Raw genomic sequence first — 17,064 nt, 5'->3', positions numbered from 1 at the left:
GAAACACAAGAAGGAGGGGGCGCCGATCTGGCGCCCCCTCTCAGGCCTTTCGACAAAGTCAACAGGCCCTCTCCAAAACGCAAACATTTCTTTCGAAGACCTGCAGCCTGCTGCGTCGCACTCGCTGTGCTCGCACACTTGCAGGCTGAGAAGTGTTTTTTCCAGGCGCATATCCTCGGAAAAACAAATTTCATTCTGTCGTCTGCGGACGATGGAACTCCGCGAGGCTCTTACACAAAATTTGGGGTATTTCTACTTTTTCGACGAGCTGCCTGCTTTTTTATATCGGTCTATTCCGGCAGCATCGCGCTGCTTAGGATATAGAACTCCTCTTGGCAGGGCAGCTCCTTTTTCTCCAGGGGCTCCAGGGTGTCGTCATAGGCCAGGGCCTCCTCCTCGCTAAACTCAAAGACGGGACTCTGGCGGTACACCCACTTCCTGCCGTCCAGGGAGCCGGGGACCAGCTCCTTAACCAGCATGGCCGCCGGGAAGGAGCCGTTCTCCAGGCAGACGTTGTACCTCTTGCAGCTCTTAAAGCCCCGGCTCACATAGTTGCCCGGTGCGCCGAAGATTACAATGGTGTCATAGCCCATCTCCACCGCCTTTTGGAAGGATGCCTCCATCAGCATCTTTCCGTACCCCATGCGCTGATACTCCGGCAGAACGCATACCGGACCAAAGGTGAGGATCTCCCGCTCCTCCCCACGCTCATCCACCAAGTGGGTTCTGGTGTACATGATCGCTCCGATGACCTGTCCCTCTAACTCCAGCACCAGGTCCAGCTCCTGAATAAAGTCCGGGTGGGAGCGCATGATGTGGACTAGGTAGTGCTCCGCGGCTCCGGGAATATACAAGTTATAAAAGGCCCGCCTGACGATCTCCTCTACCCTGGGCCGGTCGTCCTCTGTTTCCCTCCGGATAATAATGTCTTTTCTCATGAATGTTCCTCCGATCCTGCGGGCCGCTGTCTGGCCGTGCCCGTATTGTTTAGTTTACCACGCTTTCTTCCCCCGTACAACAGAGGTCCGCTTCTTTTTTCTCCATAGGGATGTCCCGGTGAAATCCATTATCCCTTTTTCCTTTTGAATGCATGGAGTCTAACTCCATCGATTTTACCAAGCATTGATACAAACAAAACAATGTGATAAATTAAACCAAAAGGACAGATTGGAATATTTTAAGGGGGCATCTCCAATGAGTGTATGTACATTTATCGCTTCAGACTATCCTTTGACTGAAATAGAACCTTCACAGGATTACCCATTGGATATACATATTGATGATGGCACAGTACATGATGGCGGCGCGGATGATAACTATTGCCTGTACACCTTTACAGATGTTGAGGACTATACCGAAAAGAGAAACGCTGTCTATCTGGAATGGAATTATACCGATGGCAGAGCCAAGCAAATAATTGCATATATAAAAAACGCGCTGCAAAATACTGATTCTATAGAGCTCTGGCATGTGTGGCTGATGGACTGCTATGAATTTGAGGACAGCCCTGTAGTTCACAGAAGAACAATATCCATTTCTGATCTTACCACAAAACATATCAAGGACATTGATAGTGCAGATATTTGGAATACCCCGGATAAAATTCATCCAAATAGGCCTTCCTTTTATTGCATGGAAATAAAGCGACAATAACAAGGAAATTCCGGCTTATGCATCAGTTATCAACTGAGAATATGCCTCCCTTCGTCATTTTGATGAACGAATTGTTAGGTAAGCCTAAATCGGTCCAAAGGGGAAAGGGGAGGCGCCATCTATCCGTTGCCTTTTATTTCAAATAGTGGTAAAATGAAGCGTTAATATGGGTAAGATATATCCTGGAGAGATAGAGGGGAGCCATCCATATGCGTAAATTAGTCATCGAAAAGTCGGCGGTCAAAAACAACCTGGCGGTGATCAAGGAGCGGGCCGCCGGGGCGGTGATCTATGGCGTGCTGTCTGGGGACGGAGGGGGCGCCGGCATCGCGGCCCTGGCCCAGCTTCTCCGGGACGAGGGTATCGGCCACTTTGCGGTGTCTGAAGTGTCCGAGGCCCAGGCGCTGCGCGAGGCCGGCTTTGTGGACGAGGAAATCCTGATGCTCCGTTCCACCACTGACCGGGAGGAGCTGGAGCGGCTGGTGGACCTAAACGCGGTGTGCACCATCTCTTCGGTGGACACCGGGATGGCTCTGAACGCGCTGGCGGAGAACCGCTCCACCGTGGTGGAGGCCCACATTCAGGTGGACACCGGGATGGGCTTTGGAGGCTTTCTGGTGGGGGAGCCGGAGAAGATCCTGCTGGCCTATCGCTCTCTCCCCAATGTGGCTCTATCTGGCATCTATACTCAGCTCCACGCCGCCCAGCCCAACGACCCGGAGGCCAAGCAGCAGCTGGAGCAGTTCCACCAGGTGCTGGACACGATCCATTCCGCCGGCTTTGAGACCGGAGTGGTCCATGCCGCCGGCTCCTTCTCTCTGCTCCACGACGACAGCGCCCGGCTGGACGGCGTGCGGGCCGGCTCCGCTATTTTGGGGCGGTGCCGACGGACCCGGGACGACGGATTGCGAACCGTTGGCTATGGGGAAGCCCCTCTGGCCGAGGTCCGCTGGCTGCCCAGGGGCCACACCATCGGGGCGGACAAGCCCCTTGTGCTGAAAAAGCCTACCCGAGTGGCCGTCCTACCCGTGGGCTATCAGAACGGCTTTGGCGTGGAGCGCCCCCGGCAGTCCGGCCTGACCGCCCTGCTGGCCCAGTGGCGCCGGAGCCGGAGACGCACCGTCCGCGTCGGAGAGCAGCGCGCCCGGGTGCTGGGCCCCGTGGGCGCCAGCGAGACTATTCTGGATGTAACCAACATGAAATGCGCCTATGGGGATTTGGCGGTCTTTGAGATGGACCCTCTGTTTGCCAGGGGCTTTGTCATTGAGTACCGCTGACCTGCCTTTTGGCACGCCCCCTCTTTACCCTTTACTCTTGAGAAAAAGGAGTCCTATCAAGTGTCCGATCCTTTACAATTTCAGCCCCTCCTCTTTGGCGGGGACATCAACGTGTACTCCGTGGCCAGGGCCTTTCATGAGGCCTATGGGGTAAGGAGCGTGGCCTATGGCAAATATCCCTCCTTCCCCTGCCACGGCTCCGCCATCCTCGACTACCGGGTGTGCCCCGACAACGAGAGCGAGGCGGCCTTCCGCCGGAACACAGAGGCGGTAGCCAGGGAGTTTCCGGACAAAAAAGTCCTCCTGCTGGGCTGCGGGGACAGCTATGTCCAGCTGGCCGCCCACTGTAAGGACAGCCTGCCGGCCAACGTCATCGCCCCCTACATTGACGGAGACCTGCTGGACACCCTCATCAACAAGGAAAAGTTTTACGCCCTGTGCGACCAGCATGGCATCGATCACCCGGCCACCTTTATCTACGACAAGTCCATGGGCCACGACTTTCAGCTCCCCTGGGGTCCGCCCTACATTGCCAAGCCCGCTGACAGCGTGGCCTACTGGGCCTGTGGGGACCACTCCTTGGCCAAGGTCTACATCTGTCAGAGCTGGGAGGAGCTGCTGGCCGCTCTGGACCATGTATACGCCGCCGGCTACCAGGACCACATGGTCCTTCAGGAGTTCATCCCCGGAGATGACAGCTATATGCGGGTGCTGACCAGCTACTCCGACCGGAACGGCCGGGTGACCACCATGTGCCTGGGCCATGTGCTGCTGGAGGAACACTCCCCCCACGGCATCGGAAACCACGCCGTCATCCTGACTGAGTGCGACGAGGCCCTAGAGCTGAAAATCAAAACTCTCCTGGAGGCCCTTCACTTCACCGGCTTCTCCAACTTTGACATCAAGTACGACAGCCGGGACGGGAAGTACAAGGCCTTTGAGATCAACTGCCGCCAGGGGCGGAGCAACTACTACGTCACCGGGGCGGGCCACAACATCGCCAAGATGGTCGTCCAGGACCGTGTGGAGGGGAAGGACCTGCCCTTTGAGATGACCCGCAACCGCTCCCTGTGGCGCATGGTTCCCCGGAAGGTGGCCTTCAAATTCACCCCAAAGCAGTACCACCAGGAGATGCGGGCCCTCATTAAAGCCGGGGCGGACAGCCACTCCCTGGTTTACGACAAGGATGGCTCTCTCAAGCGGCGGCTCCGGGTGATGAAAAACCACCTGGGGAATATCAAGCGGTTCAACCAGTATAACAAGATACCCGCGGAGGATTGACCGGCACAGGACCTGCGGCTCCTCTTTTTTGCTGTTCTTCTTCCCACCATGGTGATTTTATGGAATATCGTTTAGGCGTTCTGGGGGGAATGGGCCCCCAGGCAACCAATACCTTTTATCAATTTGTCATTGACCGGACGGAGGCCTCCTGTGACCAGGAGCACGTCAACGCCCTAATCCTCTCGGACAGCCAGATGCCCGACCGCACCGAGGCTATTTTAGGCAGCGAGGGGGAACGGGAGGCTGTTTTTCAACGGCTGTTGGCCGACGCGCGCCTGCTGGAGGGAGCGGGCTGTACCGTCATCGCCGTCCCCTGCAACACCTCGCACTTCTTTTTGGACAGGGTGCAGGAGCAGGTAGGGGTGCCCATCCTCCACATGATACGGGAAACCGCCCGTCTGCTGGCCTCCCAGGGGTTGAAGCGCCCTGGCATTCTCGCTACGGATGGTACAATTCAGTCCGGATTATACCAAAAGGAATTTGAGGCTGTGGGGATTCAGGCGACAGTACCCACGCCGCCGGCCCAGAAGCTGGTCATGTCCCTGATCTACGACGATGTGAAGTCCGGTCGGGACGGGGACCCCCAGAAGTTCGCCGCCATCCACCGGGACCTGGAGGAACAGGGCTGCGACTGTGGCGTGCTGGCCTGCACCGAGCTGTCCGTCTTTGCCGACAGGCACCACCTGCCTCCCTTCTACACAGACGCCATGGCCGTCCTGGCCGAGCGGTCGGTCCAGGCCTGCCGCAAGCCCCTGCGGCACATCTTCATCAAATAGCGTGAAGCATAGAGATTTTGTGTCCGGCCCTGCCGGACGCCTTAAAATCGGTTTGCCTGGGACAAACACAATATCTTCCCTCTCAACCCTGAAATCGAGGTGTTCATCATGGCGCACATTCTGAAGGACTACATCGCCCTGCTGGATCGCTCCGGCCTCTTAGCCGCCCCCATTCCCAGGGAAATAGACCAGACCGCCCCGGTGGCTCTGGTGTCTTACGACTCCCGAGAGGTGGTCCCCGGTACCCTGTTTCTTTGCAAGGGAGCCCACTTTAAGCCGGAATTTCTGGAAATGGCCCAGGAGAGAGGGGCGCTGGCCTATGTGAGCCAGGTCCCCTATCCCCAGTCTGACCTGCCCTGCCTTCAAGTCCATGATATGCGCTCGGCCATCGCTCCCCTGGCCGACCTGTTCTACGGCCACCCCTCCGGAAAGCTGAAGGTCATCGGCCTGACGGGCACCAAGGGGAAGTCCTCTACCGCCTACTATTTGAAATATATCCTGGATGAGTATATGGCCGAGCGGGAGAAGCCGGAGAGCGGCATCATCTCCTCCATTGACACCTATGACGGGGTGGAGCGGTTCGAGTCCCACCTCACCACACCCGAACCGCTGGAGCTCCAACGCCACTTTGCCCACGGGGTGGAAGCGGGGATGGAGTATCTCACCATGGAGGTATCCAGCCAGGCCCTGAAATACCACCGGACTCTGTGTACCGAGTTCGCCGCCGCCTGCTTTCTCAACATCGGCCTTGACCACATCTCACCCATTGAGCACCCGGACTTTGAGGACTACTTCTCCTCCAAGCTGAAAATTTTTTCCCAAGGGGCTGTCAACTGCGTCAACCTGGACTGCGACTACGCCGACCGGGTGCTAGAGGCGGCCCGGGCGGCGGGCAGGCCCTTGTTCACCTTTTCTCAGAAGGATCAGGAGGCGGATGTCTACGCCTCCCAGGTCCGCAAGCGGGGGAACGACATTCTGTTCCGGGTCCGCACCAGGCGCTATCTGCGGGAATTTCGGCTGACCATGCCCGGCCTGTTCAACGTGGAGAACGCGCTGGCCGCCATCGCCGTGTGCGAGGCGCTGAACATCCCGGAGCGGTGTGTCTATGTGGGGCTGATGAAGGCCCGGGTCCCCGGCCGGATGGAGATTTACTCTAATGCTGATGAAACGGTCACCGCCATCGTAGACTATGCCCACAACCGAATGAGCTTCGAAACGCTGTTCCGCTCTGTCCAGGCGGAATATCCCGGCCGGCGGATCGTCACTGTCTTTGGCTGTCCGGGGAAAAAGGCCCTGGACCGGCGGAAGGACCTGGGGGAGATTTCGGGCAAATACTCCGATCTGGTGGTCCTCACCGAGGAGGACAGCGGAGAGGAGGACACCCTGGACATCTGCCGGGAGATCGCCTCCTATGTGGCCGGACAGAACTGCGAGTGGTCCATTGAGCCCAACCGGGGGGAGGCTATCCGCCAGGCTGTCCTGGGCTGTCATGTCCCCTCCGTCCTGCTCATCACTGGAAAGGGGGCGGAGACCCGCCAGAAGCGGGGGAATGAGTATGTGGACACCCCCTCTGACGTGGATTATGTCCAGGCTTTCCTGCGGGAGTACGATGTCCAGCATGGTCTGGACGGCATGGAAAAGGTACGCAATCTGCTGTCCATCCTGCCCATTCTGAATCGGCATGAGGGGAAGACCGTAGTGGTCAAGTACGGTGGCTCCGCCATTGGGGCGGAGGCCGCCCTGGACACCACCCTCCAAGATGTGGCCGCCCTTCGGATGGTGGGTATGCGGGTGGTGCTGGTCCACGGGGGCGGAAAGCACATTACTGCCCTGCTGGACAAGCTGCAGGTGCCCACCCGCTTTGAGAACGGCTACCGGGTCACTGACGAGGCCGCCCTGGAGGCGGCGGAGATGGCCCTGTCCGCCCAGGTGAACAAGGCCATCGTCCGGGACCTGGCCCGGTTAGAGGTCTCCGGTGTGGGCATTTCGGGCAAGGACGGCGGGCTCATCACCGCCGTGGTCAAGGACCCGGCTCTGGGGCGGGTGGGAAGCATCACCCGTGTAGACCCCAGAGTGCTGACCACCCTGCTGGATGGGGATTTTGTGCCCGTGGTCTCTCCCATCGCCCTGGGAGAAGACGGCGACGGCCTGAACTGCAACGCTGACGACGCCGCCCGGGCGGTGGCCGAGGCTCTGGGGGCGGAGAGCCTGGTTTTTCTCACCGACGTGGGGGGCATCCTGATCGACAGCCACAACAGCAAGACCGCCGTGGACCACATGGACGTCAAGCGGGCGGAGGAGCTCATCGACACGGGCCTCATCGCCGGGGGCATGGTGCCCAAGGTGCGGGGCTGCATCCACGCCATTCGGGCCGGAGTGGGCCAGGTGTCCATTTTGGACGGCCGGGTGGAGCACTCCCTGCTACTCCATATGCTGGGCCAGCGGGCCTCTGGAACGACGATCACAGGATAAACAAAAAGGATGGCCTACTCGGCCATCCTTTTTTCATATTTTTTCAACAAGTCCTCCACAGCCTCGTCAATCAGGCGGGATTTGGGGACCCTTGTCTTTTTAGACAGCTTGTCAAAGGGCTCTACCAGCTCATTGGCAAGGGATGTGATGAGTTTTTTTCGATTGACCAATACTGCTTCTCCCATAATCGCATCACCTATGTACTATATAGTTACTATCTACTGTCATTAGGGTAACAGTAATTTTTTTCACCGTCAAGTAGTGTCCATATATTGACTTCATGGTAACTATATGGTATCGTTTGCTTGAGGTGATACTATGGAACAATCATACAAAACTGTATCCGTCCGAATGTCCCAGGAGCTCTACACCGCCCTGAAGGATCTGGCGGACCGGGACTGCCGCTCTGTCCCCAGCTACATCCGAAAGCTCCTGCGGGAACACATCCGCCGGCTTCCACCAGAGGAGTGAGGCGGGGCGCGGGGGAGAGGACTGCCCCATATTGCCGGCGGGGCCGCCCATGACAGCCATGGGCGGCCCCGCGCTCTTTAATTGAACTTATAAATCTTCCGGGCCAGCCGGTAGAGCCCCACCGACAGCCGCCGCCCCTGGTAGCCGGGGAAGGCGGTAAAGGCGGAGACCGCCCGGTACTTCATCTTGTGGTACACCGCGCTGTCCACCGTCCGCAGGTACTCCCACAACTGGGTCCGCTTACCCAGTGCTTCGGGGGAATTGTCGATAATCAGGAAAATGGAGGAAATAGCCATCATCATGGCCAGGTAGTTGAACATATAGCGGCCCAGCTTCTTGTGCTGGGCGCTGACCTGGCGCAGATCGTGAGAGCCGATCATGTGATAGGTGACCCGCAGCTGCTGGTCCACCCGTGTGACCATCACCTTCTCGTTGACCGACTGGTCCGCCCGACCGATAAAGTAGCGGTACAGGTCCACATCCATGTAGTACATATTCTTCACCGCCGGCAGGGGCTGATAGACAAAGATATTGTCCACATAGAAGGTGTGTTTGGGCAGCTCCAGCCCGCAGTCCCGCAGCAGCTGGGTGCGGTAGATGACGCTGTGCATCAGCAGATACTGGGAGGGACGGAACCGCCCGATCTGCTCCCAGCCAAAGACCCGGCCCACGGGAAATACGTTCCGGTAGTTCACTACCTTTTGGGTGTTGTCCTCCACATGCTCATAGACATAGTTGGCGATCATCATATCGATGGGCTTTTCGTCCCGCTGGAACTGCCGCAGCTTGTCCAGCACCTTTTTCAGCGCGTCCACGTCCACCCAGTCGTCCGAGTCCACTACTTTATAGTAGACGCCCTGGGCGTTTCGGATGCCCTGGTTGACTCCCTCTCCATGACCGCCGTTCTCCTGGTGGATGGCCCGGACAATACCGGGATACCGCTCCTGGTAACGGTCACAGATGGCCGGGGTCTCATCCTTGGTGGAGCCGTCGTCCACCAGGATGATCTCAATATCGTCCCCTCCCTGGAGCAGTGTGTCCACACAGTGCTCCATATAGGCCGCCGAGTTATAGCAGGGGACCGCGAAAGTAATGAGCTTTTCCATGTCTTTCTCTCCCATTGTACGTGGATTTCCTCAGCAGGAACCAAGTTCCCGCCGCGCTTTTAGCCTCTCAGTCGCCCCGCCGGGCTCCGAATTGGCTAGAGTTTTTCTGCCAGCTCCAGTGCTTTCCCGGCAATCGCGTCCATGTTATAGTATTTGTATTCGGCCAGACGGCCCAGCAGATGGAGGTTGGAGAACCGGTCCGCCTCCGCCCTGTATTTCGCGTATAGGGCGTTGTTCTCCGGGTTGATGATCGCATAATAGGGGATCTCGCCCCTCTCCCCGGTATACGCCTTGGAATATTCCTTTACAATCGTAGTCACGCCGGGCGCCGCCTGGCCGGTCAGGTGTTTGAACTCAGTGATGCGGGTAAAGTCCTCGTCCACTGTGTAATTGACTGTGCCGTACCCCTGGAAGTCGTCCTGCTCCAGCGTTTCGAAGGCAAAATCCAGCGTGCGGTAGGGGAGGGGGCCGAACCGGAAGCCAAACAGCTCGTCCGCCTGGCCGGTGTAGATAACCTGGCCGTCAAAGGGGGCGCCGTCTACCTTCAGTGTGTTACCGGACAGGTCCAACCGACCCAGGGCGTCCGTCCCCAGCTCCACGGTGATGCTGGGATGGTCCAGCATCCTTTCAAACATGGGGGTATAGCCCTCCAAAGGCATCCCCTGGTATGTATCCTGAAAATAGCGGTCGTCCCTGGACAGGAACACGGGCACCCGGGCGGTGGTATTTGGGTCAATGTCCTCCGGCCTCTGGCCCCACTGCTTCATGGTGTAGTGGACAAAGACGTGCTCGTACACATAATCCGCCAGGGCGGCGATTGACGGGTCCTGATTTTGCCGCAGTTCCAGAATGGTGACCTTTTTCTCCGCTCCATAGGCAGCGGTCAGCTTATCCCCCAGCCGTCTCCCCTCCTCCGGACCGAAGGCCGTTTCCAGGGAGGTCAGGTTGAAGGGCACCGGATAGGTTATCCGTCCGCCCCGGCCGTCCGGGATATTGGCCACCACCCGGTGCTGGTAGTCCCGCCACCGGGTGAACCGGGAAAGCCAGTCAAAGACCTGTTTGTCATTGGTGTGGAAGATATGGGGGCCGTATTGGTGGATCAGCACCCCCGCCTGGTCCGGACGGTCATAGGCATTGCCGCCAATGTGGTCCCTCCGCTCCAGCACCAGGACCCGTTTCCCCTGATCCGCCAAAGCGCGGGCGGCCACGGCGCCGGCATAGCCCGCTCCCACGGCCAGAACGTCAAATTTCTCCTCCAAGCTCGATCCCACCTCGTTTTCCGGCCTGCTGGCCGTTATAGATGTTCCTTTGTATCATATCACACTTTCCCGGAAAAGGAAATTAAAATTCCTTGAAGATTGGATAAAATAAGCGTAATATGCTGTTCCATCCCCCTTGACATTCCCCGAAAAAGCAGATAAGATATCAACTGCATATAGAAACACGCGATGAAAAGGACGAGTATCCACCCCTGAATGGTACAGAGAGCCGCCGGTCCGGTGCGAGGCGGACAGGAGGGGGAGGGGAAAATCACCTTGGAGCAGAGGGCCGAACCGGGAAGCGCTGTGAGATCAGGCTTCCCTGACAGTAAGCGCCTCCGGACGCCCCCGTTACCAGGCAGGCTTGAGTGGCCGTGGTCTTTTCCCGCGGCAAGAAGAGTGGTACCGCAGAGGATGTTTCGCCTTTGTCTCTTTCGGGGGACAGAGGCGTTTTCTTTTTTGAAAGGAGCGGCTTCTATGAACTGCCCCCAATGTGGACGCCCTATGGAGGAGGGGACGATGCACACCTAAAAATACCCCTTCTGGACTCAACAGGAATTACGGTTTTTCCGCGGTCCGACGGACGTGGTGGAGCTGGGGCCCCACGGTGACGATACCACCAGTATGTTTACCCGGGACCCGTTTCCCCAATTTCCCCATACGATGCTCTGCCGGCACTGCGGCTTAGTCACATTCCCATGTAATCTGATAGAAAAGTCTAAAAAAGACCTGAAATAGGAGGAAGCAAACCAATGGACTACAACAAGACCATCAACCTGCCCAAGACCGATTTCCCCATGCGGGCCGGACTGCCCGCCCGGGAGCCCGGTATGCTGGAGGGCTGGGAGAAGCTGGACCTGTATCACGAGCTGCTGAAGAAGAACGAGGGCAAGCCCCTGTTCTCCCTTCATGACGGCCCTCCCTTCTCCAACGGCAACCTGCATATGGGCCACGCTCTGAACAAGTCCATCAAGGACTTCATGGTCCGGGCCGCGGCCATGCGGGGCCGCTACACCCCCTATATCCCCGGCTGGGACAACCACGGTATGCCCATCGAGTCCGCTATCATCAAGGAGCAGAAACTCAACCGCAAGCAGATGAGCGTCCCCGAATTCCGCACCGCCTGTCACGACTACGCCCAGAAGTATGTGAATATCCAGCGGGAGGGCTTTAAGCGGCTGGGCGTGGTGGGGGACTGGGAGAACCCCTACCTCACAATGGACCCCGGCTTCGAGGCAGAGGAGGTCAAGGTTTTTGGCGAGATGTACAAGAAAGGCTACATCTATAAGGGCCTGAAGCCTGTGTACTGGTGCCCCAAGGATGAGACCGCCCTGGCCGAAGCGGAGATTGAGTATCAGGACGACCCCTGTACCACCGTATATGTCAAATTCCAGGTCAGGGACGATCTGGGCAAGCTCAGTCAGTACGGCGATCTGTCCAAAATGTACTTTGTGATCTGGACCACCACCATCTGGACCCTGCCTGGCAACCTGGCCATCGCTGTTCACCCCCGGGAGAGCTATGTGCTGGTAAAGGCGGACAACGGCGAAATGTATATTATGGCCGAGGCCCTGTGCGCCAAGGTGATGAAGATCGGCGGCTTTGAGAATTATGAGATCGTCAAGCAGTTCAAGGGCGCTGACTTTGAGTATATGCTGGCCCAGCATCCCTTCCTGGACAAGACCAGCCAGCTCTGCACCGCCGAGTATGTCACTATGGACTCAGGCACCGGCTGTGTTCACACCGCCCCCGGCTTTGGCGCAGACGACTACGAGACCTGCAAACGCTACAAAATCGAGATGGTGGTGCCCGTGGACGACCGGGGCCGCCACACCGATTACGCTGGAAAATACGCCGGCATGAAGACCGAGGAGTCCAATCCCGTCATTCTGGCCGATATGAAGGAGAGCGGCGCCCTCTTCGCCAGCGAGGACATCGTCCACTCCTACCCCCACTGCTGGCGCTGCAAGAATCCCATCATTTTCCGGGCTACCCCCCAGTGGTTCTGCTCTGTAGACGCCTTCAAGGAGCAGGCCGTGGCCGCCTGCGACAACGTGCGGTGGATCCCTGGCTGGGGCATTGACCGGATGAAGTCCATGATTCGGGAGCGGGCCGACTGGTGCATCAGCCGCCAGCGCCGCTGGGGTCTGCCCATCCCCGTGTTCTACTGTCAGGACTGCGGCAAGCCCATCTGCAACGACGACACCATCTCCGCCGTGTCCAAGCTCTTTGGTGAGAAGGGCTCTAACGCCTGGTACGAGATGGAGGCCGCTGACATTCTGCCTGCCGGCTTCTCCTGTCCCCACTGTGGGAGCAAAGCAGGCTTTACCAAGGAGGAGGACACTCTGGACGGGTGGTTCGACTCCGGCTCCACCCACTACGCCTCCATGAAGAAGGACCAGGGCTTCTGGCCCGCCACCGTCTATATGGAGGGCCTGGACCAGTACCGGGGATGGTTCCAGTCCAGCCTGCTCACCGCCGTAGGCGCTCTGGGCCAGGGCGCTCCCTTTAAGGAGTGCGTCACCCACGGCTGGACCGTGGATGGCGAGGGTAAGGCCATGCACAAATCTTTGGGCAACGGCGTGGACCCCGCCGACATCTTTAAGAAGTACGGCGCCGACCTGATCCGCCTGTGGGCCGGCTCCGCCGACTACCATGTGGACGTGCGCTGCTCGGACAATATCTTCAAGCAGCTCAGTCAGAATTATCTGAAGTTCCGCAACACCGCCCGCTACTGCCTGGGCAACCTGGATGGGTTTGACCCCAACTGCCTGGTCCAGCCTGGGGAGATGCTGGAGCTGGACCGCTGGGCCGTTACCAAGCTGAACCAGCTCATTGAAAAGTGCTTCGCCGCCTATGATGAGTACGAGTTCCATGTGGTGTCCCACGCCATCAATGACTTCTGCGTGGTGGAGCTGTCCTCCTTCTATCTGGACATCATCAAGGACCGGCTGTACTGCGAGGGCAAGGACAGCCTGGAGCGCCGCTCCGCCCAGACCGCCCTGTTCCTTATCCTGGACACCATGACCAAGCTGTTTGCCCCCATCCTGGCCTTCACCTGCGACGAGATCTGGCTGGCCATGCCCCACCGGGCGGAGGACGACGGCCGGAACGTGCTTCTCAACGAGATGAACAAGCCCTTTGCCGACTATGCCCTCACCCAGGAGCAGATGGCCCAGTGGGATAAGATCATTGCCGTCCGGGACGCGGTCAACGTCGCTCTGGAGGCAGCCCGGAACGAGAAGAAGATCGGTAAGAGCCTAGAGGCCGACGTGGCCCTCACCGTCCCGTCCGAGGACGCCTTCCTGGCCGAGATGGACAGCGCCCTCCTGGCCGACCTGTTCATCGTTTCCCAGGTGGAGATCACGGTGGGCGGCGAGCTGGCTGTCTCTGTGTCCGAGGCCGCCGGTCAGAAGTGTGAGCGCTGCTGGAAGCACCATCCCCTGGTGGGTGCCGATATGGCTCATCCCACACTCTGCCCCAGATGCGCAGGCGTCATCGCAAAGTCTACCTCTTTTGAGGCGCTTTAACAGCCACCCCCTCTCGATTCGTTCTCCTGCGCCGAACCTTCAAATAATGATCGCTTCACGCAGGAAGCGCAATGGAACTGGAAAGAAAAAAGTTGCCTGGACATCCGTCCAGGCAACTTTTTTCTTTTGTCCATGCGTCTATTCCGCCCAGGTCGCACTCTCCCCTCAGGAGACCCCAATCATCCACCGCTACGCCATAACACCGGCCGTATCATCGGACTGCCCTAGTCCTTCCCTTCACTCCACAGGCGCCTCCTTATTTTATTTTAATGCCTCCGGACAAACTCTTTGCCCTCCTTAATCCCTCTGACACTATACTTGTGCAAAACAGAGGGAGGTACCTCATATGGATCACGGCATCTTGACCCTGCTGCCCATCGTAACAGTGGTGGCTATCGCATTAAAAACCCGACGAACTCTGGAGCCCCTAATCGCGGGCACCCTGGTTGCCTATCTGATCATTGATGGACCCAAATTTATCTTCGGCTGGATGGACGCCTTTTTCCGGGTGGCCACCAGCTATGACCACCAGTGGGTATTTATGGTTTGTCTACTGTTTGGCAGCCTCATTGCCCTCCTGGGGGCCTCCCACGGCACCATGGGCTTTTCCAAAATACTGGACAAGCTGTGCCGAGGGCCAAAAAGCACACTGATTATCACCTGGATTATGGGCATCCTGATTTTTGTAGACGACTATCTCAACATCATGACTCTATCCATCTGCATGAAAAAGGAAACGGACAAACACCATATCCCCAGGGAGGCCCTCTCCTATGTTATCGATTCCACCGGCGCCCCGGTCTGCGCTCTGCTTCCCTTCTCCACTTGGGCGGTATTCTTTTCCGGTCTTTTCTTTGCTGAGGCCGGCGTCCCAGAGCTGGGCTACGGGAGCGGCATCTCTACCTTTTACCGGGTCATTCCCTTTGTGTTTTATGCTATCGCCGCTGTGGTCATCGTGCCCCTGTTCGCCCTGTCCGTCATCCCACCTATGGGCAAGATGCGGGCGGCCTACCAGCGGGCGGCGAAGACCGGAGCGGTCTACTCCCCAGAGAGCGAACTGATGAACTTGGAGGGCGAGGATGATGCCCCTGATATACAGGGCAATGTATGGAACTTCGTCATTCCCATCGGCGTACTCATCGTCCTGGCTATCGTGGGGGGTGAGCTGTTTCTGGCCGTCATAGCCGCCATCGCTATCTGCCTGCTCCTGTATGTCCCCCAGCGGATCATGTCCCTGTCCAAGGCTTGCGACTTGGCCATGCACGGCTTCTGCAATATGATCCCCACCGTGGCCATCATTTACTTTGCCTTTGTCATGCAGGAGGCCATGAACGAAATCGGCATTGCTCCCTACATTATTAATTTGGTTCAGCCCTTTATGAGCGCAGAATTTTTTCCTTGCATTACCTTCCTGGTGGTAGCCGCCCTCAACTTTTCCACTGGCAGTGTGTGGGGCATCCCCGCTATCGTGGTCCCCGTTATCCTGCCCTTAGCCGTTTCTCTGGACGCCAATCTGCTGGTTGTTATGGGAGCCGTGGTATCTGGAGCAGTATTAGGCAGCCACGCCTGCTTTTACTCCGACGCCACCGTTCTCACCTCCAGTTGCTGTAAAATGGAAAATATGGACCACGCCCTTTCCCAGTTTCCCTATGCCATGCTGGCCGCCGCCATCGCTGCGGCAGGCTATCTGCTGTGCGGATTCTTACTGTGACAGGAGGTCTTACCCTATGAAACTACTCACTGGTGACATTACCAAAATAGAGACAGATGCCATCGTCAATGCCGCCTCCCCCGATCTGCGTCGGTCTCCCGGCATCTGCGATGCCATTTTTGCCGCCGCTGATACCAGGGCCCTTACTGCCGCCTGCAAAAAACTGCGCCGCTGTCCTGTGGGTACGGCAGTAGTCACCCCGTCCTTCGGTCTTCCCTGTAAGTATATCATCCATGTGGCCCTGGGTGAGTGGATGGGGGACCTGCGAACTGGAAAGCGGCTGATGGAGGCTTGCTACCGCCACGCCATGCAGCAAGCCCTGATGTGCCGGTGCAGAACTCTGGCCTTCCCCCTGGTCTTTTCCGGAGCCTTTCATCTACCCAGAATGGAGGCCCTCACAGTAGCAGAAAAAGCGATCCTGAAATTTGAAGCCAAACATCCAGAGTTAGATGTGTCCCTGGTCCTCTACACCCCCCAGATACTGGCCCAAGCTCAGGCTGTGCTGCGCCAGCTTTGTCCAGAGAACTAAAGACAGCGGAAGGGCCAATAAATTGGTCCTTCCGCTGTTTTTAGGCTATTTTTCGCTTTCTCTGTTCTTCAGATACTCCTCCATCACCCGAAGGATCAGAGCGGTGACGCTGCGCCGTTCCCGCTTGGCCTGGGCCGTTAACTCCTCCTTGAGCTTTTTGGACAGCCGTAGGCTGATCTGAGCGTCTGACTTGGCCACAGGATCACCTCCTTTTTTCTATCATACCGAAATGGAGGCTCCGTCGGTCGCATGACTTTGTATTATTTCGCATTATTTTTACGCTTCAACTCTTCGCCTCTGGCGGGCAGCAGGACCACTACATCTTGCGGATCTGGGAAAAGATAAAAAATTTCCTTGGAATACGGGACTTTTTTCTTTACATAGGGGGAAAATTGTGATATATTAACCCAGCATGAGAATGCGTCGGTATGCCCACTGGCTTGGTTCCGGGATATGGCCTGCGCAGGTGCGCGGGGTTCTGCCCGCCCGCTACCCAGCCCTTAGGGTAAAACAACAAGCGGCTTTACCGTTAGACGGGAAAGTAGTATGCCGCAATTAAGAAAGGTGGAAATTTCATGATTCGCAAGGACGAAAAGACGGCCGTTATTGAGGCCAACCGCACCCATCCCACTGACACCGGCTCCCCCGAGGTCCAGATCGCCATTCTAACCGCCCGCATCAACGAGTTGACCGAGCACCTGAAGGTCCACAAGCAGGATAACCACTCCCGCCGCGGTCTGCTGAAAATGGTCGGTAAGCGCCGCAAGATGCTGGACTACCTGATGGCCAAGGACATCGAGCGGTACCGCGCTATTATCGCCAAGCTGGGCATTAGAAAATAAGTTTATGCCGCATAGGGCAGCGCGTTCCGCGTGCTGCCCTATGTTCGCATATAAAACCAAACGAAAACTCCGAATTTCCCGCACTTTTTTAGCAGTTGAATATGAGCCGAAGCGCCGAATTTCCCAGCAGGGGTGCTTAGACCGGGGCGAAGGCGAG

The 17,064-nt window shown here is 57.6% G+C and carries 15 protein-coding genes and 1 other annotated feature; of the genes, 10 read left to right on the top strand and 5 right to left on the bottom strand.

Annotation, left to right across the window (positions count from 1 at the left end; all coding sequences use genetic code 11):
* Positions 1–290: 290 nt before the first annotated feature.
* Positions 291–938, bottom strand: a complete 648-nt coding sequence (locus MCG44_RS01105) for a GNAT family N-acetyltransferase (protein WP_240286363.1) — start codon at positions 936–938, stop codon at positions 291–293.
* 256 nt (positions 939–1,194) lie between these two features.
* On the opposite strand from MCG44_RS01105, the gene MCG44_RS01100 reads away from it, so the two are divergent.
* From MCG44_RS01100 to argB, 5 genes are all read left to right on the top strand, one after another.
* Entirely contained in the window at positions 1,195–1,653 is a 459-nt protein-coding gene (locus MCG44_RS01100) for a hypothetical protein (RefSeq protein ID WP_240286362.1), read from the top strand.
* Positions 1,654–1,862: 209 nt separating this feature from the next.
* On the top strand, positions 1,863–2,930 hold the full coding sequence (locus MCG44_RS01095) for an alanine racemase (RefSeq protein WP_240286360.1): 1,068 nt from the start codon (positions 1,863–1,865) through the stop codon (positions 2,928–2,930).
* A 60-nt stretch (positions 2,931–2,990) separates the two neighbouring features.
* Positions 2,991–4,211 carry an ATP-grasp domain-containing protein gene (locus MCG44_RS01090; RefSeq protein WP_240286358.1) on the top strand — a complete coding sequence of 407 codons (1,221 nt, stop codon included), beginning with the start codon at positions 2,991–2,993 and terminating at the stop codon, positions 4,209–4,211.
* Between the two features lie 59 nt (positions 4,212–4,270).
* Positions 4,271–4,987 (top strand): aspartate/glutamate racemase family protein, encoded by a 717-nt coding sequence (locus MCG44_RS01085; RefSeq protein WP_147572493.1) that lies wholly within the window; start codon positions 4,271–4,273, stop codon positions 4,985–4,987.
* Positions 4,988–5,095: 108 nt separating this feature from the next.
* The gene (gene argB / locus MCG44_RS01080; RefSeq protein WP_207721965.1) at positions 5,096–7,459 is read left to right on the top strand and encodes an acetylglutamate kinase; all 2,364 of its coding nucleotides are present in this window, start codon (positions 5,096–5,098) and stop codon (positions 7,457–7,459) included.
* A 14-nt stretch (positions 7,460–7,473) separates the two neighbouring features.
* Here argB and MCG44_RS01075 read toward each other — a convergent pair whose 3' ends face one another.
* Entirely contained in the window at positions 7,474–7,644 is a 171-nt protein-coding gene (locus MCG44_RS01075) for a ribbon-helix-helix domain-containing protein (RefSeq protein ID WP_186852942.1), read from the bottom strand.
* A 133-nt stretch (positions 7,645–7,777) separates the two neighbouring features.
* Here MCG44_RS01075 and MCG44_RS01070 point away from each other — a divergent pair, with 133 nt between their 5' ends.
* The gene (locus MCG44_RS01070) at positions 7,778–7,930 is read left to right on the top strand and encodes a hypothetical protein (protein ID WP_186852943.1); all 153 of its coding nucleotides are present in this window, start codon (positions 7,778–7,780) and stop codon (positions 7,928–7,930) included.
* 77 nt (positions 7,931–8,007) lie between these two features.
* Here MCG44_RS01070 and MCG44_RS01065 read toward each other — a convergent pair whose 3' ends face one another.
* Positions 8,008–9,036 (bottom strand): glycosyltransferase family 2 protein, encoded by a 1,029-nt coding sequence (locus tag MCG44_RS01065; protein ID WP_186852944.1) that lies wholly within the window; start codon positions 9,034–9,036, stop codon positions 8,008–8,010.
* 95 nt (positions 9,037–9,131) lie between these two features.
* Positions 9,132–10,295, bottom strand: coding sequence for a UDP-galactopyranose mutase (glf, locus tag MCG44_RS01060; protein ID WP_186852945.1), 1,164 nt, complete (start codon positions 10,293–10,295; stop codon positions 9,132–9,134).
* A 180-nt stretch (positions 10,296–10,475) separates the two neighbouring features.
* Positions 10,476–10,725 (top strand) — a binding site (T-box leader).
* 322 nt (positions 10,726–11,047) lie between these two features.
* On the opposite strand from glf, the gene ileS reads away from it, so the two are divergent.
* From ileS to MCG44_RS01045, 3 genes are all read left to right on the top strand, one after another.
* Positions 11,048–13,825 carry an isoleucine--tRNA ligase gene (gene ileS, locus MCG44_RS01055; RefSeq protein WP_240286356.1) on the top strand — a complete coding sequence of 926 codons (2,778 nt, stop codon included), beginning with the start codon at positions 11,048–11,050 and terminating at the stop codon, positions 13,823–13,825.
* A 346-nt stretch (positions 13,826–14,171) separates the two neighbouring features.
* On the top strand, positions 14,172–15,536 hold the full coding sequence (locus MCG44_RS01050; RefSeq protein ID WP_147572500.1) for a Na+/H+ antiporter NhaC family protein: 1,365 nt from the start codon (positions 14,172–14,174) through the stop codon (positions 15,534–15,536).
* A 16-nt stretch (positions 15,537–15,552) separates the two neighbouring features.
* A complete protein-coding gene (locus tag MCG44_RS01045) occupies positions 15,553–16,065 on the top strand; it encodes a macro domain-containing protein (RefSeq protein ID WP_147572501.1) in 513 nt (170 codons plus the stop codon).
* Positions 16,066–16,110: 45 nt separating this feature from the next.
* Here MCG44_RS01045 and MCG44_RS01040 read toward each other — a convergent pair whose 3' ends face one another.
* Positions 16,111–16,263 (bottom strand): ribbon-helix-helix protein, CopG family, encoded by a 153-nt coding sequence (locus MCG44_RS01040; RefSeq protein ID WP_186852948.1) that lies wholly within the window; start codon positions 16,261–16,263, stop codon positions 16,111–16,113.
* A 377-nt stretch (positions 16,264–16,640) separates the two neighbouring features.
* On the opposite strand from MCG44_RS01040, the gene rpsO reads away from it, so the two are divergent.
* A complete protein-coding gene (gene rpsO, locus MCG44_RS01035) occupies positions 16,641–16,907 on the top strand; it encodes a 30S ribosomal protein S15 (RefSeq protein ID WP_008982127.1) in 267 nt (88 codons plus the stop codon).
* Positions 16,908–17,064: the final 157 nt, after the last annotated feature.

The sequence above is a fragment of the Lawsonibacter sp. OA9 genome, assembly GCF_022440585.1.
Note: the sequence above shows the minus strand (reverse complement) of the source record. Positions and strands in the feature narration are given on the sequence as shown.